The following is a 22,183-nucleotide window of genomic DNA, read 5'->3' on the forward strand; positions in this document are numbered from 1 at the left end:
GCTTACGCTCCCGACGTGAAGTGCCGGCGCCGCGCTTGCTCGGCGCCGGCGAGTCGCCGCACATGTCGCATTTCAGTGCAGGAGGCATCCGATGCATACCCACACGACGATCGAACATGGCGGATATGCGGTCCGGGCCGTGGTGACCGACACGGAGACGGGCCGCTATTCGGCGACGGCGATCCTCATGGATCGCGACGGTGAAACCCGGGCGCTCGGCGTCGACGGCGACTTCGCCGATACCCGCGAAGCGTGCGACCAGGCGCTCGAACTCGCTCTCGCATGGATCCAGCGACGGTCGGTCGTGTCGGACCGTTATGTGAGACGAAATCGAGCCGCGCCGAGCTGCGCTTTGCGTAACGTACCGCGCGTACGCCGACAAGCGTGACGCGGATTGTGGTTGCTATCGGCGACGGCCCGGCTGCCACGCCAGCGCATCGGGGTGCGGTGCGCGAGCAGCCCGGTCGCTCGCCGATGCTCGAACCGCCGCGCACCGGTATTTGACGGCCCGACGCTCGCCAATGCCGGCATGCGCCCCGTCGCGGCCGATTCCCGACCGCTTCGCATCGATCGATTACCCGAGCCACGACCTGATCGAAACGGTAATCGTATTCAACGCTGCCGCCCGGACGACGCGTCACGCATGGCGTGGACGGAATCATGCACAATGCTGCCCATCTGAGTGGTGGAGAGAGACCGGTGGGCATCAATTTCGATTTGACCGACTTGCAGGCGTTCCGTGCGGTCGTGGAAACGGGCAGTTTCCGCAAGGCCGCCGAAGCGGTCAGCCTCTCCCAACCTGCGTTGAGCCGCCGGATCGACAAGCTCGAAGACGCGCTCGGCGTGCGGCTCTTCGAGCGCACCACGCGCCGCGTCGCGCTCACCACCGTCGGCCGCGTGTTCGCGCAGAGCGCCGAACAACTGCTCGACGATCTCGACGCCGCGCTGCTCGGCATCCGCGACGTGTCGTCGAGCCGCCTGGGCCATGTGACGATCGCCTGCGTGCCGTCGGTCGCCTACTACTTCCTGCCGCCCATCATCGCCCGCTATCATCGGCGCTTTCCGCGCATCCGGGTGAAGCTGCTCGACGCCGGCGCCAACGAGGTGCTCGGCGCCGTGATCAGCGGCGAAGCGGATTTCGGCGTGAGCTTCATCGGCAGCCAGGAGGCGGAGATCGAGTTCAAGGTGCTGCTCCAGGAACGGTTCGTCGCCGCGTGTCGCCGCGACCACCCGCTCGCGCGCAAGAAGCGCGTGACCTGGAACGAACTTTACGAACACGATTACGTATCGGTGGACAAGACTTCCGGGAACCGCCTACTGCTCGACCAGGCCTTGGCCGCCGTCGCGCCGCGCAAGCCGAGCGTGTGCGAGGCGCGCCACGTCACGACCCTGCTCGGGATGATCGAGGCGGGGCTCGGCGTCGCCGCGGTGCCGTCGATGGCGATGCCGGGCCACGACCACCCTGTCCTCACGAGCGTGCCGCTCGTCGAGCCGGCCGTGAAACGGCGCGTGGGCATCGTCAAACGGCGCGGGCGCTCGCTGACACCGGCCGCCGAGGCGTTTCACCGGATGATCGTCGACGCGAAGCGCGGCGACGCCGCCGGCAGCGGCGCATCGGCATGACGACGACAGAACGGAAACGAAGGAAGACGGCATCGTGAGGTGGGCCCGGCTGTTCAAATCGCTTTACGTGCAGGTCCTGCTCGCGATGATGCTCGGCATCGGCATCGGTCACGTGTGGCCGACGGCGGGCGCGATGCTCAAGCCGTTCAGCGACGCCTTCGTCGCGCTCGTGAAGATGACCATCGCGCCGATCGTCTTCTGCACGATCGTGTCGGGCATCACGTCGTTGTCGAACGGGCGGGCCATCGGCCGCACGATCGTGCGGGCGCTCGCGCTCTTCTATCTGTTGACGGCCGCCGCACTCGCGTTCGGGCTCGTCGCCGCGTACGTGCTGCAACCGGGCGCCGGCATGCACATCGACGCCCGTCATCTGGATGCGAGCGTCCTCGCGCCCTATGCGAAGCATGCGGAGCCGCGCAGCCTCGTGGCGTTCGCGCTCGGCGTGATTCCGGACACGATGCTCGGCGCATTCGCGACCGGCGAAGTGTTGCCGGTATTGCTGCTGTCGCTGTTGTTCGGCTTCTCGCTGAATGCGCATCCGCACGCCGCCCGGCCCGTGCTCGCGCTGATCGACGGCATCGCCCAGGTCGTCTTTCGCGTACTCGCGATGATCATGCGGCTCGCGCCGCTCGGCGCATGCGGCGCGATGGCGTTCACGGTGGGCCGCTTCGGCATCGGCTCGATCGGCTCGCTTGCGAAGCTGATGATGTCCTTCTACGTGGCTTGCGCGCTGTTCGTCGCGCTGGTGCTCGCCCCGCTCGCGCGACTGCACGGTTTCGCGCTGTGGCGGCTCTTGCGCTACCTGCGCGAAGAGTTGCTGATCGTGCTCGCGACGTCGTCCACGGAGCCGGTCCTGCCGCGCCTGATCGTCAAGCTGGAAGCGCTCGGCTGCGACAAAGGCGTCGTGGGGCTTGTGCTGCCGGCCGGCTATTCGTTCAATCTGGACGGCACCGCGATCTATCTGACGCTCGCGGCATTGTTCATCGCGCAGGCATGCGACGTCCCGCTTTCCGCGCCGCAGATCGCGACGATGCTCGCGATCATGCTGCTCACCTCCAAGGGGGCGGCCGGCGTGTCCGGCAGCGGGCTCGTTGCGCTGATTGCGACGCTCGCCGTGATGCCCGACCTGCCCGTCGCCGGGGTCGCGCTGCTGGTCGGCATCGATCGCTTCATGTCGGAGGCGCGCGCGCTGACCAGCGTGATCAGCAATGCGTGCGCGGTGATCTTCGTGTCGTCGTGGGAAGGCGCGTGCGACCGGTCGCGTCTCGTGCAGCGGCTCGCGGCGGCCGGGCCGTCCTTGCCGGACGGGGCCGATGAAGACAGTGCCGCGGCAGACGGCGGCGGTCGTGACGGGAAGACGATCTGATGCGCGCCCTCCCGTCGATCCGGCTCAATGCGCGGAGACGGAATCCAGGCCGGTCGATTTCACGTCGGCCTGCACGTCGGGCGACGCAAGATAGTCGAGCAGCGCCTTCGCTTCCTGCGGATGCTGCGCGCCGACCGGGATGCCGGCGGCGAAGCGCGTGACGGACTGCAGCGATTCGGGGATCTTGCCGACGAAGGTCGCGCCCTTGACGGGCAGCAGCTCGCTGACCTGCTGGAAGCCGATTTCGTAGTCGCCGTTCGCGACGACCGACGCCACCGGAATCCGCGGAATCATCTTCGCCTTCGACTTCACCTGCTCTTCGATCCCGAGCTTCTTGAACAGCTCGCGTTCGATATACACGCCGCTCGCGCTGTCCGAATAGGCGATCGATTTCGCGTGCAGCAGCACCTGCTTGAGGCCGTCGGCGGTGCTGATGTCGGGCTTGGCCGCGCCGTCGCGCACGACCATGCCGATGCGCGAGTCGGCCAGCTCGACGCGGGATTCGGGGATGACCTTGCCCTGCTTGATCAGATCGTCGAGCGCGTAGCCGACCATGATCACGGCGTCGGCGGGCTCGCCGCGCGCGAGCCGGTTCGGAATCGCTTCGGGCGACTTGCCCATCGACGGGCCGAGCGCGGTGGCGAGCGTATTGCCCGTCGTGGACGCGAACCGCGGGCCGAGCACCTTGTAGGCGGCGGTGAAGCCGCCCGAGCTCATCACGTGCAGTTCGGCGGCCTGTACGTTGGCCGCGACCGCCGCGGTGGCAACGAGCGCGGTCGCGCAGAATTTCAGGAGCAGGTTTCTCATGGTCGTGATCGTGCGGATGGGTGGGTGTGAGTGAACGTTCCGGATGCGCTCGACGTCAATGCGCGGGCGTCAACGTCGCCGTGCGATGACGATAGAGCGCGAACGTCGCGAGCAGCGCGCACACGGCGGCGAAGCTCATCCAGTAGCCGGGTGCGGCCTTGTCGCCCGTCGCGTGAATGAGCGCGGTCGAGATGGCCGGCGTGAAGCCGCCGAACACGGCCGTCGCGAGGCTGTACGCGAGCGAGAAGCCCGCGACGCGCACCTGCACCGGCATCACTTCGGTGAGCGCGACGACCATCGCGCCGTTATAGACGCCGTACATGAACGACAGCCAGAGCAGGACGAGCAGCATGTTGGCGAACGACGGCGCGTGAGCGAGGAACGACAGCGCGGGGTAGGCGGTCACGACGGTGAGCATCGTCATGCCGACCAGCAGCGGCCGGCGGCCGATCCGGTCGGACAGCGCACCGCCGATCGGCAGCCACACGAAGTTCGACACGCCGACGCAGAGCGTCACGAGCAGGCTGTCGGCGGTGCTCAGATGCAGCACCGTCTTGCCGAAGGTCGGCGCGTAGACGGTGATCAGATAGAAGCTCGTGGTGGTCATCGCGACCAGCATCATGCCGGCGATCACGACGCCCCAGTTCTGGGCCAGCGTACCGAACACTTCCTTCATGCCCGGACGATGCTTGCGGGCCTTGAACTCCTGGGTTTCCTCCAGGTTGCGGCGCAGCAGGAAGATGAACGGCACGATCATGCAGCCGACGAAGAACGGCACGCGCCATCCCCAAGCGGCGATCTGCGATGCGCTCAGCCACTGATTGAGCGCAAAGCCGAGGGCCGCGGCGATGACGATCGCCACCTGCTGGCTGGCCGATTGCCAGCTCGTGAAGAAGCCCTTGCGGCCCGGCGTCGCGAGCTCGGCGAGATAGACCGACACGCCGCCCAGCTCGGCGCCCGCGGAGAAGCCCTGCAGCAGCCGGCCGATCAGCACGAGCACGGGCGCGAGCAGCCCGATCGTCGCGTAGCCCGGCACGAACGCGATCAGGATGGTGCCGCTCGCCATGATCGACAGCGTGACGATCAGGCCCTTGCGGCGGCCGACCTCGTCGATGTACGCGCCCAGCACGATCGCGCCCAGCGGCCGCATCAGGAAGCCGGCGCCGAACACGGCGAAGGTCATCATCAGCGACGCGAACTCGCTTTGCGCGGGGAAGAAGACGTTGGCGATCTGCGTGGCGTAGAAGCCGAACAGGAAGAAGTCGAACTGCTCGAGAAAATTGCCGGCCGTGACGCGAAAGATCGCGGCGGCCTTCGAGCGTTCGGCCGGAAGGCGGGACGAGGGATGCATCGGGGTGTCTCCTGAAAATCCTGGAATACGCGGGAGGGGCTGGTCGATTGTCGTTTTCCGGCATGTTGGCGCGGGATCGGTCAAACGATAAGTGCAATTTTTGGAATGATTGATGCAGCAGCGTTATCAATCTACGCGATCTGCGCGAATTCGGGCCGCGCTCGGGCCGTATCGCCGCACGGCCGCACACGTTTGCGTCGCCGAGCCAGGCCGGATCGTCGACGGGCGGTCATGCCGGCCTCGATTTTTCGTTAACCGTGCCGTTAACCGGGATTGGACCCGCGCCGGCGCACGTGCAGCCGGCATCTCAAAACGAGCCCGAGCATGCCCGCATTCACTTCGATCGAGAAAATCGCCGACTGGGCCGGACGCCACCCGTTCGTCGTCGGCGCGTTGGGCACGCTGATGTCGCTCGCGATGCTCGCGATCAGCGCGGTGACGCTGTGGGTGGCGCGCAGCGAAGTCGTCGAGCATGCGCACGAGACGTCGCGCAACGTCGCGGCCGTGCTCGCGAGCCAGATCGCGAGGACGGTCGAAACGTCGAACAACGCGTTGATCGCGCTGGCTGCCGACCTCGGCAAGCCGGCCGTCCAGCGGATGGACGCCGGGCTGCGGCACGACCTGCTGTTCGAGCGAACCGCCGCCCAATACGTGACCGGCATGGGCGTGACCGACAGGCACGGCCGGCTGATCGACGGATGCTGCAGCACGACCCACCGGTGGGACTTCGCCGATCGCGACTACTTCAAGGTCCATCGCGATGCGGACGACGTCGGGCTCTACGTCTCCCAGCCCTATCGCGCACGCTCGCGCGGCGGCAAGGAGTCCATCGCGCTGTCGCGGCGCATCGAGCGGCTGGACCATGCGTTCGACGGGATCGCGGTCGTCGCCGTCGATCTCGCTTACTTCGAGCAGTTGCTGTCCCGCCTCGACGTCGGGCCGAACGGGGTCAGCGCGATCGTGCGCGCGGACGGCACGATCCTCGCGAGAAACCCGTCGTTGAACGATGGCCAGATGAACCTCCTGCGTCGCTCGACATCCTTCAAGCGGATGGTGAACAGCGAATCGGGCTTCTATCCCGCGCGCTCGAGCATCGACGGCATCGTGCGGTTGTATACCTATCAGCGGATACCGGGCACGCCGCTGATCGCGGTCGTCGCGCCGGCCGAGAGCGACGTGCTGGCCGGCGTCCGGCGCCTGTCGTGGACGGTCGGCGTGTCGGCATCCGTGATCGGCGCATCGTTCTGCGCGGCGGTCTGGCTGCTTGCCTTCGCATTGCGGGACAACTTCCGCAAGCAGACGCTGCTGACCGATCTCACGCGTACCGACCCGTTGACCGGACTGCGCAATCGTCGCGCGCTCGATACCGCGCTGGCCGACGAATGGGCGCGGCTGCAGCGCGGCAGCGGCGGCAGCCTGTCGGTGCTGTTCATCGACGCCGATCACTTCAAGCAGTACAACGACCGGCACGGGCACGCGCAGGGCGACACCGCGCTGCGCTTTCTCGCCGAATGCATCCGCACGCATACGCGACGGCGCGGCGACCTCGCCGCGCGCTACGGCGGCGAGGAGTTCGTCGCGGTGTTGCCCGATACCGACGAAAACGGCGCCGCGCAGGTGGCCGACGCGATTCGCCGCGAGGTGGAACGCAACCGGCTCGACGGGTTTGCGGAGACCGTTCCGGATTTCACGGTCAGCATCGGCTGTGCGACCGGTCGGCGCGCGCGGCATGCTTCCGTGCACGCGCTGACGCATCAGGCGGACATGGCGCTCTATCGCGCCAAGCGCGAAGGCAGGAACCGCGTGTGTTGCGCGCAGACGGAGCCGGTCGCGCAGCCGGCGTGAAGGCCCCGGTTCGAGTCGGGACGGACGACGGCACCGCTCGTGCCGATTGCGACGGCATCCCCGTCAGGACATCGCTGTCGCGACCGCGGCCGTTTCACTGCCCGGGTTCGATATACGCCGCCAGCTCTTCCGGCTCACCCGACGGAAACGCGTCCTTCAGGTGATCGAGAAACGCGGACACGCGCGCGCTCAATAATCGCCTCGACGGATACAGCGCCCACAGGGCGATATCGGACCCCGGCACGTCGCCCCAACTGACGAGCGCGCCGGCGGCCAGGTCGCGGCTCACGAGCGATATCGGCAGGCATGCGGCGCCCAAGCCGAGGCGGACCGTATCGCGCACCATGACCAGCGACGACAGCCGCGCCACGGGGTCGACCGGTATACGCGCCGGCCCGGCCGGGCCCGTGATCTCCCATACGGCGCGGGTGTCGTGCGCGCCGCGAACCACGGCCGGCGCAGGTGCGTCGCCGCTCGGCCGCGCCAGTTCGGGCGTCGCGACGACGACCAGCCGGTCGCGCAGGATCACGCGCCCGATCAGGCTCTCGTCCGGGTCCGGATTCACGCGGATCACGAGGTCGTACCCTTCCTCGATCATGTCGACGGGCCGATCTTCGGTCGTCACCTCCAGCCGGACGTCCGGGTATCTCAGCGCGAACGTCGCCACCAGCTTCCCCATCGCGAACTGGGAAAACAGCATCGGCGCGCTGATCCTCAGCCGGCCGCGCGGCCGCTCGCTCCCCGCTGCGATCGCCGACGCGCTGTCGGCCAGCTCCGCGAGCAGCGCGCCCGTCCGCTCGTAGAGCGCGCGCCCTTCCTGCGTGAGCTTCACGCCGCGCGAGCCGCGCTCGAACAGGCGCAACGACAGACTGTTCTCCAGTTCCGCCACGCGGCGCGACAGCGTCGCCTTCGGGCGATCCGCGATCCGAGCGGCCTCGCCGAAGCTGCCATGGCGGGCGACGAGATTGAAATCGGCGAGAGCGAGCAGGTCCATGTGTTCCACCAGTGAGACGCCATGTCTATTTATCACATCTTCCGGATCATGGGTGGATCACATAACTTGGGTGGGCAGTCCATCCCATCGTTACCTCAGGAGTGAACATCATGACCATTCTCGTTACCGGCGCCACCGGCCGTGTCGGCCGCCAGGTCGTCCGTCAACTCGTCGATCGCGGCGCCGACGTGCGCGTGCTGGTGCGCGATCCGGCCAAGGCAGATTTTCCGGCGGCCGTGACCGTCGCGAGGGCGACATGCTCGACGTCGACGCGTTGCGGGCGGCTTTCTCCGGCGTGCGCACGCTGTTCCTGCTCAACGGCGTGGCGGGCGACGAATTCACGCAGGCGCTGATTGCGCTGAACCTGGCCCGCGAAGCGGGCATCGAGCGCGCCGTCTATCTGTCGGTCCTCCATGCCGATCGCTTCGTGAACGTGCCGCACTTCGCGGTGAAATCCGGCGCGGAGCGGATGATCGAGCAGATGGGGTTCAGCGCGACGATCCTGCGACCCGCGTATTTCATGGACAACGAATCGATGGTCAAGGACGTGATCGTCGGGCACGGCGTGTACCCGATGCCGATCGGCGGCAAGGGCGTCGCGATGGTCGACGTGTGCGATATCGCGGAAGTCGCGGCGATCGAGTTGATCCGCCGCAACGATGCGCCGGGCAAGCTGCCGGTCGAAACCCTCAACCTGGTCGGGCCCGACACGCTGACCGGCCCGCAACTGGCGTCGATCTGGTCGGACACGCTCGGTCGGCCGGTTACGTATGGCGGCGACGATCCCACGCCGTTCGAACGCAATCTGGCGCAGTTCATGCCGAAATGGATGGCCTACGAAATGCGGCTGATGGCCGAGCGCTACGTCAGCGACGGGATGGTGCCTGAGGCCGGTGACGTCGAGCGGCTGACCGCGATCCTCGGCCGCCCGCTGCGGACGTATCGCGACTTCGCGGCTGCGCTTGTCCGCTGAGCGCGATGCCGCGCCTTCAAGCCGGGGCGGCTGCGCGGGCAGTCGCCCCGGGAGAGCCGGCCGCCGTGCGCGGCCGGGGTTTACAACATGGCCTGACTGACCAGCGCGTACAGTCCCCAGGCCGGATCGGCCGCGCCCTCATGCGCCGCGGCCGATGCGTTGCGAACCATCTTCGAACAGGTATCCACCTGTTTCAAGCCCTGCTCGCTCAGCCACGCCGGCAGACCGGTCCCGTCAGGCACATCGATACGCACGAATTCGCCGTCTCGTTTCGTCAGCCAATAGCCGATCAGCGCTTTCGCGCGCGCATCGTCGCTCGAACGCGGCGCGACCACCGGGCCGATCACGTAACCGCGACCGAAGCGCCGCAGCACCGAAAACCCGACGACCTCTCCGTCGCGTTCGAGCACCACGCTTTCGCCCCGCGTCTGCAATGCGGACAACAGCGCGTCGCGCTCGAGGCCGGACGCATGCGCGTCGAGTTCGACCAGGCGCGGCCAGTCGGCCGGCGCACCGGCACGCAGCCGCTCGCCGTCGGGCACGGCAACCGCGGCGGGCCGATCCACGTTGCCCTGATATTGGCCCAGCGATCCGCACACGGTGAACCCCAGTTTCTCGTAGAGTGGCCGACCGGCCGGCGTCGCATGCAGAAACGTGATGCGCTGACCCAGTTCGTCCAGGAGCGTCTCCATCAGTTTGCGGCCGATTCCGCGGCCCTGATGCGCGTCGGAGACGATCACATGCCCGATCGCCGCGCGATCCGCACCGTACTTCCAGCACATCGCCGTGCCGATGACCACGCCGTTTTCCTCGGCCGCGAACGCGGTCGACGTTTCAGCGGAAAACTGCCAGTCTTCCGCCCTGAACGGCCAGCGAAGCGCCGTGGAAAGCGCATGGGCGGCGGGGATGTCCGCCGCGGTGAATCTGCGGTAGCGAAGCGGGGACGCCGCGCCTTGCTCCTTCACTTCAGGTTCCTGATTCATCAAGCAGTCCTTTCGAACAATGTGGTCGTGCGACACGGTACGTCGGAAAAAATACGCGGCGATCACACCGAAGCGACGATAGATTGCACGGTTCACGCCGGCTGGCATGGGCGCACGACGATCCGGAAGCACGCGTGCCCCGGACTCGGCGCCCGATCGACCAGACGTCCACCGGTTTCCACGCCGCCCCGACGCATCACGGCGATCGCGCGAAGTAATGCTGCGCCAGCGCGACCCAATAGCGGACGCCGGCCGGAATGATGTCGTCGTTGAAGTCGTATTTCGGGTGGTGCAGCGCCGGAGAGGCCGCGCCGTCCCGTGCATTGCCGATCAGCACGTAAGCGCCCGGCCGCTCCTCCAGCATGAAGCCGAAGTCTTCGGACGTCATGTTCGGCGGCACGTCGCGGTCGACGCGCGCGTCGCCGAACGTGTCGCGAATCACCGTTTCGCACAGCGCCGTCTCGGCCGGCGTGTTGACCGTTGCCGGGTAGTACTGGAAAAACTCGACGTCGACCTGCGCGCCATAGGCCGCCGCGAGCCCCTCGCACGCGAGCCGCACGTCGCGCTGCAGCTTCTGCTGCAATGCCGACGACAGCGTGCGGATCGTGCCGCGCAGTTCGGCGGTGTCGGGAATCACGTTGTCCGTCGTGCCCGCATGGAACATGCAGACGGAAATGACCGCAGGATCGACCGGGTCCTTGTGCCGTGCGGCGATGGTCTGGCACTGCAGCACCATCGAGCACGCGAGCGGCACCGGATCGATGCCCAGATGCGGCTGCGCCGCATGCGCGCCCTTGCCCGTCACCGTGATCCTGAAGCGCGAGCCCGCAGCCATGATCGGGCCGGTGCGCAACCCGAAATGCCCGGCCGGCAGACCGGGCCAGTTGTGCATGCCGAATACCGCTTCCGTCGGGTATTGCTCGAACAGCCCGTCGTCGATCATCCTGCGCGCGCCCGCGCCGCCCTCTTCGCCCGGCTGAAACACGAAATGGACGGTGCCGGGCAACTGTGGCAACGCCTTCAGCACGCGCGCGGCGCCGAGCAACATCACGGTATGGCCGTCATGGCCGCACGCGTGCATGATCCCGTGCGCGCACGATGCATGCGCGAAGTCATTGGCTTCGTGGATCGGCAACGCGTCCAGATCGGCGCGCAGCACGATGCCGCGGCGCGGATCCGCGCCGGGCAGGCTTGCGACGACGCCCGTGCCGCCGAGCCCGCGCGACACCGCATAGCCGAGCGCCTCGAGCTCGCGGGCGACGACGTCGGCCGTCCGGTGTTCTTCGAATCGCAACTCGGGATGCGCGTGCAGGTCGCGGCGCAGTGTCGCCCAGTGCGCGTGATGCGCGTCCAGCGACGCGTCGGGGATGATGGCGTTTTCCACTCTCGGCACCCTTGCAAAGCAAACCGGTTCACATCGCGACCGCCGCATCGCACGCGGCAGCCGCATCAATCGTAAAAGCCCAGGACGGACTTGACCTCCATGTACTCCTCCATCCCTTCGACTCCGTACTCGCGGCCGTTGCCCGACTGCTTGTACCCGCCGAACGGCGCCTGAGGATCCCATGCGGGGTAGTTCAGATGCACCTGCCCTGCCCGGATGCGTGCGGCCACCGCGCGTACGCGTTCCTTGTCGGTGCCCTGCACGTGCGCGCCGAGCCCGTAGACCGTGTCGTTCGCGATGGCGATCGCTTCGTCGACGGTATCGTAAGGCAGGATCGCGAGAACCGGACCGAAGATTTCCTGCTGCGCGATGGCCATGTCGGTGCGCACGTCGGAGAAAATCGTCGGCCGCGCATAGAAGCCCTTGTCGAAACCCGCTGGCCGGCCCGGGCCGCCGGCGATCAGCTTCGCGCGTTCGTCGATGCCCACGTCGATCATCTGCGCAACCCGCCCGAACTGCGCGCGATTGGCCAGCGGCCCGTGCGTCGTGGCCTCGTCGAACGGATCGCCGACCACGAGCGTTTGCATCGCCGCGACGGCCAACGCCTCGACCTCGCCGAGCGCGTCGCGCGGCACGATCATGCGGGTCGGCGCGCTGCACGATTGCCCCATGTTCCGGAACGCGGCGGCCACGCCCGGCGGGATCGCGCGCGACAGGTCCGCATCCGGCAGCACGACGTTCGGCGACTTGCCGCCCAGTTCCTGCGCGACGCGCTTGACGGTCGGCGCGGCCGCCTGCGCGACGAGCACGCCCGCGCGCGTCGATCCGGTGATCGACACCATGTCGACCGCCGGGTGCGACGAAAGCGCGGCCCCCACCGTCTCGCCGCTGCCGCTCACGAGATTGAATACGCCCGCGGGCACGCCCGCATCGGCGAGCACTTCCGCGAACAGCAGCGCGCTGAGCGGCGACAGCTCGCTCGGCTTCAGCACCACCGTGCAGCCGGCCGCGAGCGCCGGCCCGACCTTCGCGGTGATCTGATAGATCGGCCAATTCCACGGCGTGATCAGCGCGCACACGCCGATCGGCTCGCGCACGACCGCAGTCGTCCCGCGCCGCTCGACGAACGGGTAGCGCGCGAGGTTGTCGCGTGCGACGCGGATATGTTCGGCCGCGAGCGGCACGTGCGCGCCGCGTGCATAGCCGATCGGCGCGCCCATCTCCAGCGCGAGCGCGGTCGCGAACAGCTCGGCGCGCTCCAGCATCAGCGCATGCACGCGGTCGAGCAGCGCCGCGCGTTCATGCGGCGACGTCGCGGACCAGCGTTCGAACGCTTGGCGCGCAGCCTGCACCGCGCGGTCGGCGTCGCGCGCGTTGCCGAGCGGGATCTCGCACAGCGTGTCTTCGGTGGACGGACTGACGACCGCGAACCGGTCGCGGCCGTCCGGCATGACCCAGTCGCCGTCGATGAAAAAGCGATCGAGCCGGCCGGCTTGCATCAGGCGAACAACAGGTGAATTCATTGCAAGGTGTCCTTGAGTCGATACCAGGCGCCGACGAACGGCAGGAACCAGGGTTTGCCGAAGTGGCCCGGAATCGCGGGCCAGTCGAAACCTTTCCACGGGTTGAGGTCGGCGCGTCCGTCCATGATCTCGGCCATCAGCGTGCCCATCAGCGTGGCCATGTGCGTGCCGTGACCGCTATAGCCCATCGAGTAGTAAACGCCGTCGCGCTCGCCCGCGCGCGGCAGCCGGTTGGCCGTCATGTCGACCATCCCGCCCCAGCAGTAGTCGATGCGTACGTCGGCCAGCTCGGGAAACACGGCGGCCATCTGCTGCCGCAGGATCGCCCCGCTCTTTTCGTCGGAGCGCGGATTCGACGCGGCAAAACGCGCGCGCCCGCCGAACAGCATCCGGTTGTCGGGCGTGACGCGAAAGAAATTCACGAAGTTCTTCGTGTCGGTGACCATCCGGCGCGTCGGCAGCAAGCGGTCGAGCAGGTCGTTCGGCAACGGCTCGGTGACGATGATGAACGCGCCGACCGGCACGATCCTGCGGCGAACCCAGCCGAACGGCCCGACCTGCGAAATGCCGCTCGCGAGCAGCACCTGACGCGCGCGGATCTCGCCGAGCGGCGTACGTACCGCGTAAGCGCCGCCCGCTTGCCGCTTCAGGCCGAGCACCGGCGCATGCTCGAGAATGTGCGCGCCGCGTGCTTGCGCGGCGCGCGCGAGGCCGCGCACATAACGGCCGACATGCATCCCGGCGCTCTTGCCGAACAGCAGCCCGCCGTGATATCGGTTCGAACCGATCTCGTCGCGTAGCTCCGCCTTCGTGACCATGCGCGTGTCGGGGTCCACGCTCGCCGCGAGCAGCGCCTGGCTGCGCACGAGCTTGTCGTAGTGCTCGGGCTTCGCCGCGAGCTTGAGCTTGCCGCGGCGCACGAAATCGCAATCGATCGACTCCTCCCTGACCAGCCGCTCGACCGTGTCGACACCCGCGTCGAACGCGAGATAGAGCCGGTTGGCCAGTTCCGTGCCGATGCGCTGCGACAACGATGCGTAATCCTGAGCGAAGCCGTTGTTGCACATGCCGCCGTTGCGCCCCGACGCCGCCTGCCCGACGGTGCCCGCCTCGCAGACGATCACGCGCGCGCCTTTTTTGGCCAGCGCCAGGGCGGCCGCCGAGCCCGTGATCCCGCCGCCCACCACCACCACGTCGCAACTTCCGTCATGCAACGCCGGCGAGTTGCTCGCGAACGGCTCCGACGTATCGAGCCAATAGGAACTGAAACGCATCGGAAACTCCCAAGTTACCGCATCGCACTGCACCGCACTGTCGGGCCGGCGGACGTTCGCCGCACCGATCCGGCCGCGCATGCGATCCGGATCGGCGCGCGTCGCCCGCGTGACGGCCTTGCACTAGAAATCCGCGACCTTGCCCCATGCGGACTCGCTGAACCGGCCGGGCCGGTACGGCGTCGGGTCGACGAACGGTTGCGCACCGGACGCGAGATCGGCGATCAGGTGTCCGGCGCCCGGCCCGATCCCGAAGCCGTGCCCCGAAAACCCCGCCGCGAGGATCAGCCCCGGCACGCCCGGCACTTCGCCGATGCCCGGCACGCCGTCCGGCGTGCTGTCGACGTACCCGGCCCACGCGTGCGTGATCTTCGCGTCGCGCAGTTCGGGCAACAGTTCGGCCGCGCGGCGGTACGTTTCGGCGACCGTCGGCATGTCGGGCTTCGGATCGAGAATGCGCACCGCTTCCATCGGCGTCGGCGCATCGAGGCGCCAGCGCTTCAACGTTTCATGGCCGCCGCGCACGCCTTCGAGCCCGCCCGGCAGCAGGTTGCGCCAGCGCTTCGCGAACATCGGCACGAATTGCGGCGCGAAGCGCAGGAACTGCGGCGTCAGGTCCACGCGCGCGCGGCCGCTGATCGCCAACGCGTAGCGGCCGTCGCTGCGGCGCGTCACGGACACGCCGGACGTATACATCGCATCCGGCAGCGGCGTTTCGACGGGCGACACGCTCAGGATCGACTGACGGATCGATGCCTGCGGAAACCGGATGCCGAGCTGGCGGCAGAACGACGACGCCCATGCGCCGCCCGCCATCACGGCCGTTCGGGTCTTGATGACGCCGGCCTCGGTGACGACGCCGGCGACGCGGCCGCCTTCGAGCTCGATGCCGCGCGCCGCGCAGTGCTGATGGACACTGCCGCCCAGCTTGATCAGCGCGGCGGCCACGGCCGGCGCGGCCTTGCCCGGATCGGCCGTGCCGTCGGTCGGCGAGAACACGCCGCCCTTCCATTGCCGCCCGGTTGCCCGTCCGCGCTCGGCCGCCTGCTTGCTGTCGAGCATGTACGTGGTCACGCCCGCGGTCTTCGCGAATTCGCCCCAGCTGGCCCAGCGGGACAGCTCGGCCTCGTCATTGCTGAGATACAGCAGCCCGCAGCGATGAAAGCCGGTGTCTTCGCCGGATTCGGCGGCGAATCGTTCCCACAGATCGATGCTCTTGCTCGCCATCGGCAACTCGCGCGCGTCGCGGTTCTGCTGCCGGCACCAGCCCCAGTTGCGGCTCGATTGTTCGGCGCCGATGCGCCCCTTCTCGACGAGTGCGACCGATATACCGCGGCGGGCCAGATAGTAGGCGGTGAAGACGCCGATGATGCCGCCGCCGATCACGACGACGTCGGCCGCGGCCGGCGGCGTGGACAAGGTTTCGATATGACGCAGCGGAGGGGACATGCTCAGTCTCGTTCGGTGGAGGGTTTGACGTTCTGCATCACGTAGAACTTCGCCACGCGCTCGCTGCTTTCCCACCCGATCGCCGCGCCGCGCGGCACGAACAGCGCATCGCCGGCGCCGAGCGCCAGCACGCTGCCGTCGGGCGCCGCGAACCGGACGCCACCGTCCAGCAGGAACATGAACTCGTTCGCGCGATGCGGCCGGACGATCCGGTGATACGGCGTCGAATCCCATGTGCCCGCGCAGTACCCGGCGCCGTCGTCGGTGAACACGTTGTCGCTGCGGCATTGCGGCGCGGGGCCGAGCAATACCTCGGCCGGCAGCGTGGCGGACGGTTTGAAGTCCGCGTCGGCGCGCAGCGCAAAGAGGCCGCGTTTCGTCGGTTGCGCGCACGCTGCCGCGCAGAACATCAGCAGCACCGGCGCTTGCGCGGCGATGCGCAGCGCCGTGCCGCCGCCGATGACGGCGCCCTGTCCCGGGCCGACCACGAGCGGTGCGGCCCCGGCCGCTTCGAGCGTCAGTTCGCCCTGGACGACGACGAGGGTTTCGATGTGCGGAAAATTCGCCACATCCAGTTCGCCCGCGAAGCCGATGCGCCCCGCGGCCATCGCGTCGGGGCCTTCCCACGCGATCTCGCGATGCGACGCGAACGGATCGCTCGCCCCGAACGCCTGCTTGCGGAACGTGGTGGAAGAAGGTGCGCCGTCGGCACGATGCAACACGAAAACTGCGGTCATTTCTGCTCCTGTGCGGTGCGTGACGGATTCGTTCGGAAGCTGTCACGCGATATCGGAAATCGTCGTTCGCCGGCGCGCCTGCCGGACGTCCTCAGCGTGGCACGCCGTCCATGCCCGTGCTCAAGCCGCGTGATACGACGCATCGCGGCGTTCGTTGCGCACGCGCGTCGCCGTCGCTCGCACCGGGGCGCCGCCCGTTCGGGCGACCACGTAGTCGCGCGGCGTGATCCCGAGCACACGCCGGAAATGCCGGCACAGATGGCTCTGATCGAAGAAGCCGACGTCGGTCGCGACGACCGACGGCGCGAGACCGGCGCGCAACAGGTCCTGCGCCCGCCGTACCCGCACGAGACACAGATACCGGTGCGGCGACAGCCCGGTTTCGCTGCGAAAGCGCGCGGTGAAACGCGACACGCTCAGCCCGGCCACCGCCGCGAGCGTATCGAGGTTCAGCGGCTGCGCGAACGACACGTCGATCGTGCGCAGCACGTCGCCGATCGCCGGCGAGACGGGCCGCGCGACACGCGGCGAGCCAACGAATTGCACTGTCATATCGAGTTCTCCCGGCGCTCGCATCAATGCAGGAAATCCTGCATCCGGTAATACGCGCCGACGAGCGGCAAGAACCACGCGTGCCCGAAATGGCCGGGCATCGCCGGCCAGTCGAGTTCGCGCCACGGGTTCGACGCGGCCGCGCCATACAGCACGTCCGCCATCACGCGGCCCATGTGCACCGACATCTGCACGCCGTGGCCGCTGTAGCCCATCGAGTAATAGAGCCCGTCGTGCTGGCCCGCGCGCGGCAGCCGGTCGGCGGTGATGTCGACGAGGCCGCCCCAGCAGTAGTCGAGCCGCACGCCGGCCAGTTCGGGGAAATAGCCGGCCATGCCGGCGCGCAGGATGTCGCCGCTCTTCGCGTCGGAGCGCGGGCTCGACATCGCGAAACGCGCGCGGCCGCCGAACAGCAGCCGGTTGTCGGGCGTCACGCGGAAGTAGTTGCCGATCTGGCGCGACGTCACGTACGCACGGCGATGCGGAAACAGCCGGTTCAACTGCGCGTCGGGCAGCGGCTCGGTGACGACGATGAAGCTGCCGACCGGCGCGATGCGCCGCCGGAACCACGCGAACGGCCCGTGCTGCGACGCGCCGGTCGCGATCAGCACGCGGTCGGCGACGAGCGTGCCGCGCGTGCAGGCGACCCGGTGGCGCTCGCCGTCGAGCCGCTCGAGCTGCGTGACGGCCGCATGCTCGTACACGCGTGCGCCGGCCCGCACGGCCGCTTGCGCGAGCCCGACGCCGAACTTGCCCATGTGCATCTGCGCGCCGTTGCGCTGCAGGAGCCCACCGTAAAAACCGTCGGATGCGATTTCATCGCGGATCCGCGACGGCTCGATCAGTTCGATATCCGGATCGACGTCGCGCCGCAACGCGTTGAAGGTCTTTTCGAGCCCCGCGAAATGCTGCGGCTTCGCGGCGAGCTTCAGCTTGCCGGCGCGCCGGAAATCGCAGTCGATCGCCTGTTCGGTCACGATCGCCTCGACGCTCTTCACCGCGCTTTCGTACGCGAGATAAAACTGCTTCGCCTGCGCGGCGCCGATGCGCGCGGCCAGCGACGCGTAGTCCTGCGCGACGCCTGTATTGCACTGGCCGCCGTTGCGGCCGGACGCTTCGCCCGCGACCTGCGCGGCTTCGAGCACGACCACCGATACGCCGCGCTGCGCGAGCGCGAGCGCCGCCGACAAGCCGGTGAAGCCGCCGCCGATCACGGCCACGTCGGCGCGCCCTTCGACGGGGCCGACGCTGCCGGCGCGAAACGCGGGGCGTGTATCCAGCCAGTACGATTCCAGTTTCATCGGATCCTTTGTGCATGCCGGCAACGACGAACGGCACCCATTCAATGCGAATCATTTAACCACTGGCAAAAACCGCAGTTGCCGCGTATTCGCGCACGGCACGCGTACAAATTGCCGTTTTGCGCGACCGTCGCAGCAGACTATGCGGCGGGCCGTCCACCGCACCGCGCGATGAACGGTTCGCGCGGTGCGTACTACAGCTGCACCGGCGTGACGCCGGCGGAAACCGGCTCCGCCTGGAAACGCGCGAGATCTTCCTCGCTGCGATGGCACAGCACCTGCGCGCCGTTGCCGAGCGTGCGCAGCGACGGGGCCGTCCGGTTGCACACGCCGTCCACGCGCATCGTGCAGCGCGCCAGGAACGGACACAGCTCCGCCTCGTTCTCGCGCTCGCCGATCGGCACCAGCGGCCGGTGACAACGCTCGGCCGCATCGTCGAGCCAGCCCGAACGCAACTCCGGCGCGGACGACACCAGCAAGTGCGAATACGGGTGATAAGGCGGCGCGCACAGCGCGTCGCGGCTGCCCGTCTCCACGCGGCGGCCCGCATACAGCACGACGATGTCGTCGCTGATCGCGCGCACCTTCGCGATGTCGTGCGTGATGAACACGTACGACACGCCGAGCTTCGCCTGCAGGTCGCGCAGCAGCTCGATGATCGCGGCGCCGACCACCGTGTCGAGCGCCGACGTGACCTCGTCGCACAGGATCAGGTCGGGCTCGGCCGCGAGCGCACGCGCGAGGTTCACGCGCTGCTTCTGCCCGCCCGACAGCTCGCCGGTACGCCGCGAGGCCACCGCCGGCGGCAGCCGCACGAGCTCGAGCAGCTCCGCGACGCGCTGGCGTGCACGCGTGCCCTTGATCCCGTGGTAGAACGCGAGCGGCCGTGCGAGCGTGCGCTCGACGGTATGCATCGGGTTGAGCGCGGTATCGGCGTTCTGGAACACGATCTGCACGCGGCGATGCTGCTCCTTGGTGCGCTTGCCGATATCGCGCGCGAGCGGCACGCCGTCGAGCAGGATCTCGCCGCCGGTCGCCGGCACGAGGCCCGCGATCACCTTCGCGAGCGTCGTCTTGCCGGAGCCCGATTCGCCGATCACGCCGACCGTCTGCCCGCGCCCGATGCGCAGGTCGACTTCATGCAGGATGACCTTCGCGGGCCAGCCGTTCGCGGTGCGGCCGCCATAGCCCGCGATCGCGCCGCGCACGTCGAGCAGCGGCGCCGATGCGGCCGGCTCCGGTGCTTGCGCCTGCGCGCCGCGTTCGGCATCGTTCGGCGTGACCGCCGCGATCAGGCTCTGCGTGTACGGGTGCGTCGGCGCATGCAGGATCTGTTCGGTGTCGCCCGCCTCGCGGATCACGCCGTCGCTCAGCACGACGATCCGGTCGGCCATCTGCGCGACCACGGCCAGGTCGTGCGATACGTACACCGCACTCATCCCGTAGCGCCGGATCACGTTCTTGAACGCCTGCAGCACGTCGATCTGCGTGGTCACGTCGAGCGCGGTGGTCGGCTCGTCGAGGATCACCAGCTCGGGATCGGTGATCAGCGCCATCGCGGCCATCAGCCGCTGCAGTTGGCCGCCCGATACCTGGTGCGGATAGCGCTTGCCGATCGTCTCCGGCTCCGGCAGCGCGAGCGCGCGAAACAGCTCGATCGCCTTCGCCTGCGCGTCGCGCTTCGTCATCGTCTTGTGGATCAGCGCGCTCTCGATCACCTGGTCGAGAATCGTGCGCGACGGATTGAAGGCGGCGGCCGCGCTCTGCGCGATATACGCGACCTTGCGGCCGCGCAGCGCGGTCAGCGCTTGCGCCGAAAGCGTACATACGTCGGTGCCGTCGAGCTTCACCGTGCCGCCGGCGATCCGGCATCCGGCGCGCGCATGGCCCATCAGCGACAGCGCGATCGTCGTCTTGCCGGAGCCCGATTCGCCGATCAGCGCGAGCACCTCGCCGCGCCCGATCTCGAAGTCGACGCCGTGGACGATCGTCGTTTCCTCGCCGCCCGGCCGGCCGCCGACCACGCGCAGCCCGCGCACCTCGACGAGCGGATTCGATTCGTGTCGCATCAGTGTCCTCCGGCGGCGCCGGCCGCGCCCTTGCGGCGGCCGCGATGCGGCAGACCGTCGATCATCAGGTTGACGCCCACCGTCAGGATCGCGATCGCGACCGCGGGCATGATCGCGACGGCCGAGCCGTCGCCGAGGCTCGCGATGTTCTCGCGCACGAGCGAGCCGAGGTCCGCATACGGCGGCTGCACGCCGAGCCCGAGAAAGCTCAGGCCGCTCAGCAGCAGCACGACGAACGTGAAGCGCAGCCCGGTGTCCGCCAGCATCGGGTGGATCATGTTCGGCAGCATCTCGACGCACGCGATGTACAGCGCGCTTTCGCCGCGCGCCCTGGCCACCTGCACGAATTCGAGCGTGCTGATGTTGACGGCCAGCGCGCGCGCGATCCGGTACGAGCCCGGCATGTAGCTGACCGCCGCGGTGAGGACCAGCAGCGGCAGCGACGAGCCGAACGCGGCGACGAACATCAGCGCGAACATCTTCGACGGAATCGACGTGAGCGCGTCGAGCAGCCGGCTCATCGTCTCGTCGACCGCGCGGCCCGACACGGTCGCGAGCAGCCCGAGCGTCGTGCCGGTCACCGCGGCGAGCAGCACCGCGGCCAGCGCGAGCAGCACGGTCAGCCGCGTGCCGTACAGGATGCGGCTCAGCATGTCGCGGCCGAGGAAGTCGGAGCCGAACGGCAGCTTCGCGCTGAACGGCGCGAACACGTCCGGCGTGACGATCGCGCCGACGTCGTGCGGCGCGAGCAGCGGCGCGAACACCGCGACGAACAGCATCAGGCCGGCCATCGACAGGCCGACGCGGCCGCCGGCGGTCAGTCCGATGCGTGCGCCGCGACGCTTGCGCGGCTGGTCGGGGGACGGCGCCGCGGGCGGCGTCGCGCCTCCCCACGGCGAGCGCGGCTCGCCTGACGGCGGCAGCGCGCTGCTGCGATGAACGGGTTCGGTCGGGTGCATGGGCGGCATCTCGGAAGGTGGACGGGGGCGCTCAGGTCCGCAGTCGCGGGTTCGACACGATCGAGCACAGGTCGGCGAACAGCACGAGCGTCAGGTAAGCGACGCAGAAGATCAGCGTGCACGCCTGGACCAACGGGAAATCGCGGTTGCTGACGGCGTCGACCATCAGGCTCGCGAGGCCCGGATAGTTGAAGATCGTCTCGACGACGATCACGCCGCCGAGCAGATACGACAGGCTCAACGCGATCGCATTGGCGATCGGGCCGATCGCGTTCGGCAGCGCGTGGCGCAGCACGACGCGCGCGGGGCTCGCGCCCTTGAGCACGGCCATCTCGACATACGACGCGCTCAACTGCTCGATCACCGCGGCGCGCGTCATGCGCGCCATCTGCGCGATCACGACCGCGCACAGCGTCAGCACCGGCATCGCATACGCACGCAGGAAATCGTGCAGGCTGTCGATCGGGCCGCCGTACGACAGCGCGGACAGCCAGCGCAGCTTCACCGCGAACACGAGCACGGCGACCGTCGCGATCAGGAACTCCGGCGTCGCGACGAGCGACAGCGTGCCGAGGCTGATCACGCGGTCGATCGCCGACTCGCGCTTGACCGCCGCGAGGATCCCGAGCAGCAGCGCGATCGGCACCGATACGGCGGTCGTGATCGCCGCGAGCGCGAGCGACTTCGGCAGGCGCCCGCCGATCAGCTCCGACACCGGCATGTCGCCGGACAGCGACCGGCCGAAATCGCCGTGCAACAGCCCGGCGAGCCAGTGCACGTAACGCACGTGCGCCGGCATGTCGAGACCGAACTGCTGGCGCAGCGCGGCGACCGTCTCCGGCGTCGCCGACTGGCCGAGCGCGGCCTGCGCGGCATCGCCCGGCAGCAGGTTCGTGATCGTGAAGATGATCGCGGACACGATCAGCAGCGTCAGCGCGGTGACCGCGATGCGCCGGCCGATCAGTCCGATGAGAATTCGGTTCATCGAGCGGG

The 22,183-nt window shown here is 68.5% G+C and carries 18 protein-coding genes and 1 pseudogene; 5 read left to right on the top strand and 14 right to left on the bottom strand.

From position 1 onward, the window contains the following. Positions 1-91 precede the first annotated feature (91 nt). The 3 genes from WT24_RS17230 (at position 92) to dctA (ending at position 2,989) form a co-directional block, all read left to right on the top strand. Positions 92-388, top strand: coding sequence for a hypothetical protein (locus tag WT24_RS17230; RefSeq protein WP_060035118.1), 297 nt, complete (start codon positions 92-94; stop codon positions 386-388). A gap of 311 nt (positions 389-699) precedes the next feature. Next, positions 700-1,623 (top strand): LysR family transcriptional regulator, encoded by a 924-nt coding sequence (locus WT24_RS17235; protein WP_059506156.1) that lies wholly within the window; start codon positions 700-702, stop codon positions 1,621-1,623. Between the two features lie 34 nt (positions 1,624-1,657). After that, on the top strand, positions 1,658-2,989 hold the full coding sequence (dctA, locus tag WT24_RS17240; protein WP_060035120.1) for a C4-dicarboxylate transporter DctA: 1,332 nt from the start codon (positions 1,658-1,660) through the stop codon (positions 2,987-2,989). Between the two features lie 24 nt (positions 2,990-3,013). Here the strand turns inward: dctA and WT24_RS17245 are convergent, their stop codons facing one another. Together WT24_RS17245 and WT24_RS17250 are read right to left on the bottom strand one after the other, a co-directional pair. Beyond that, positions 3,014-3,796, bottom strand: a complete 783-nt coding sequence (locus WT24_RS17245) for a substrate-binding domain-containing protein (RefSeq protein WP_034209133.1) — start codon at positions 3,794-3,796, stop codon at positions 3,014-3,016. Between the two features lie 55 nt (positions 3,797-3,851). Next, positions 3,852-5,147, bottom strand: coding sequence for an MFS transporter (locus WT24_RS17250; RefSeq protein ID WP_059794353.1), 1,296 nt, complete (start codon positions 5,145-5,147; stop codon positions 3,852-3,854). Positions 5,148-5,471: 324 nt separating this feature from the next. On the opposite strand from WT24_RS17250, the gene WT24_RS17255 reads away from it, so the two are divergent. After that, positions 5,472-6,992: a diguanylate cyclase gene (locus WT24_RS17255; RefSeq protein WP_060035249.1), complete on the top strand. Its 1,521-nt coding sequence runs from the start codon at positions 5,472-5,474 to the stop codon at positions 6,990-6,992. A 94-nt stretch (positions 6,993-7,086) separates the two neighbouring features. Here WT24_RS17255 and WT24_RS17260 read toward each other — a convergent pair whose 3' ends face one another. Continuing rightward, positions 7,087-7,986, bottom strand: coding sequence for a LysR family transcriptional regulator (locus WT24_RS17260; RefSeq protein ID WP_060035122.1), 900 nt, complete (start codon positions 7,984-7,986; stop codon positions 7,087-7,089). 110 nt (positions 7,987-8,096) lie between these two features. Between WT24_RS17260 and WT24_RS17265 the strand changes: the two are divergent. Beyond that, a pseudogene (locus tag WT24_RS17265) lies at positions 8,097-8,959 on the top strand (SDR family oxidoreductase). Positions 8,960-9,039: 80 nt separating this feature from the next. On the opposite strand, the gene WT24_RS17270 reads toward WT24_RS17265, so the two are convergent. From WT24_RS17270 to WT24_RS17320, 11 genes are all read right to left on the bottom strand, one after another. Further along, the gene (locus WT24_RS17270) at positions 9,040-9,942 is read right to left on the bottom strand and encodes a GNAT family N-acetyltransferase (protein WP_060035251.1); all 903 of its coding nucleotides are present in this window, start codon (positions 9,940-9,942) and stop codon (positions 9,040-9,042) included. A gap of 196 nt (positions 9,943-10,138) precedes the next feature. Then, entirely contained in the window at positions 10,139-11,326 is a 1,188-nt protein-coding gene (locus WT24_RS17275; protein ID WP_082742210.1) for a M20 aminoacylase family protein, read from the bottom strand. Between the two features lie 65 nt (positions 11,327-11,391). Beyond that, on the bottom strand, positions 11,392-12,849 hold the full coding sequence (locus WT24_RS17280; RefSeq protein ID WP_060035123.1) for an aldehyde dehydrogenase family protein: 1,458 nt from the start codon (positions 12,847-12,849) through the stop codon (positions 11,392-11,394). Continuing rightward, on the bottom strand, positions 12,846-14,123 hold the full coding sequence (locus tag WT24_RS17285; RefSeq protein WP_059506309.1) for an FAD-binding oxidoreductase: 1,278 nt from the start codon (positions 14,121-14,123) through the stop codon (positions 12,846-12,848). The genes WT24_RS17280 and WT24_RS17285 overlap by 4 nt, the downstream gene beginning before the upstream one ends. Positions 14,124-14,246: 123 nt before the next feature. Beyond that, positions 14,247-15,572: an FAD-binding oxidoreductase gene (locus tag WT24_RS17290; RefSeq protein ID WP_060035125.1), complete on the bottom strand. Its 1,326-nt coding sequence runs from the start codon at positions 15,570-15,572 to the stop codon at positions 14,247-14,249. A gap of 2 nt (positions 15,573-15,574) precedes the next feature. After that, the gene (locus WT24_RS17295) at positions 15,575-16,309 is read right to left on the bottom strand and encodes a cupin domain-containing protein (protein ID WP_060035127.1); all 735 of its coding nucleotides are present in this window, start codon (positions 16,307-16,309) and stop codon (positions 15,575-15,577) included. Between the two features lie 120 nt (positions 16,310-16,429). Then, positions 16,430-16,861, bottom strand: coding sequence for a helix-turn-helix domain-containing protein (locus WT24_RS17300; protein WP_059794367.1), 432 nt, complete (start codon positions 16,859-16,861; stop codon positions 16,430-16,432). A gap of 23 nt (positions 16,862-16,884) precedes the next feature. After that, complete coding sequence (locus WT24_RS17305) at positions 16,885-18,162, bottom strand: FAD-binding oxidoreductase (protein WP_060035129.1); 1,278 nt, start codon at positions 18,160-18,162, stop codon at positions 16,885-16,887. 194 nt (positions 18,163-18,356) lie between these two features. Next, on the bottom strand, positions 18,357-20,231 hold the full coding sequence (locus tag WT24_RS17310) for an ABC transporter ATP-binding protein (protein WP_060035131.1): 1,875 nt from the start codon (positions 20,229-20,231) through the stop codon (positions 18,357-18,359). Beyond that, positions 20,231-21,190, bottom strand: a complete 960-nt coding sequence (locus WT24_RS17315) for an ABC transporter permease (protein WP_059506177.1) — start codon at positions 21,188-21,190, stop codon at positions 20,231-20,233. Before WT24_RS17315 ends, WT24_RS17310 begins: the two co-directional genes overlap by 1 nt. 31 nt (positions 21,191-21,221) lie before the next feature. Then, positions 21,222-22,175: an ABC transporter permease gene (locus WT24_RS17320; RefSeq protein ID WP_059506180.1), complete on the bottom strand. Its 954-nt coding sequence runs from the start codon at positions 22,173-22,175 to the stop codon at positions 21,222-21,224. Positions 22,176-22,183 lie beyond the last annotated feature (8 nt).

It is taken from the genome of Burkholderia sp. MSMB1078WGS (assembly GCF_001528895.1).
Lineage (GTDB): Bacteria > Pseudomonadota > Gammaproteobacteria > Burkholderiales > Burkholderiaceae > Burkholderia.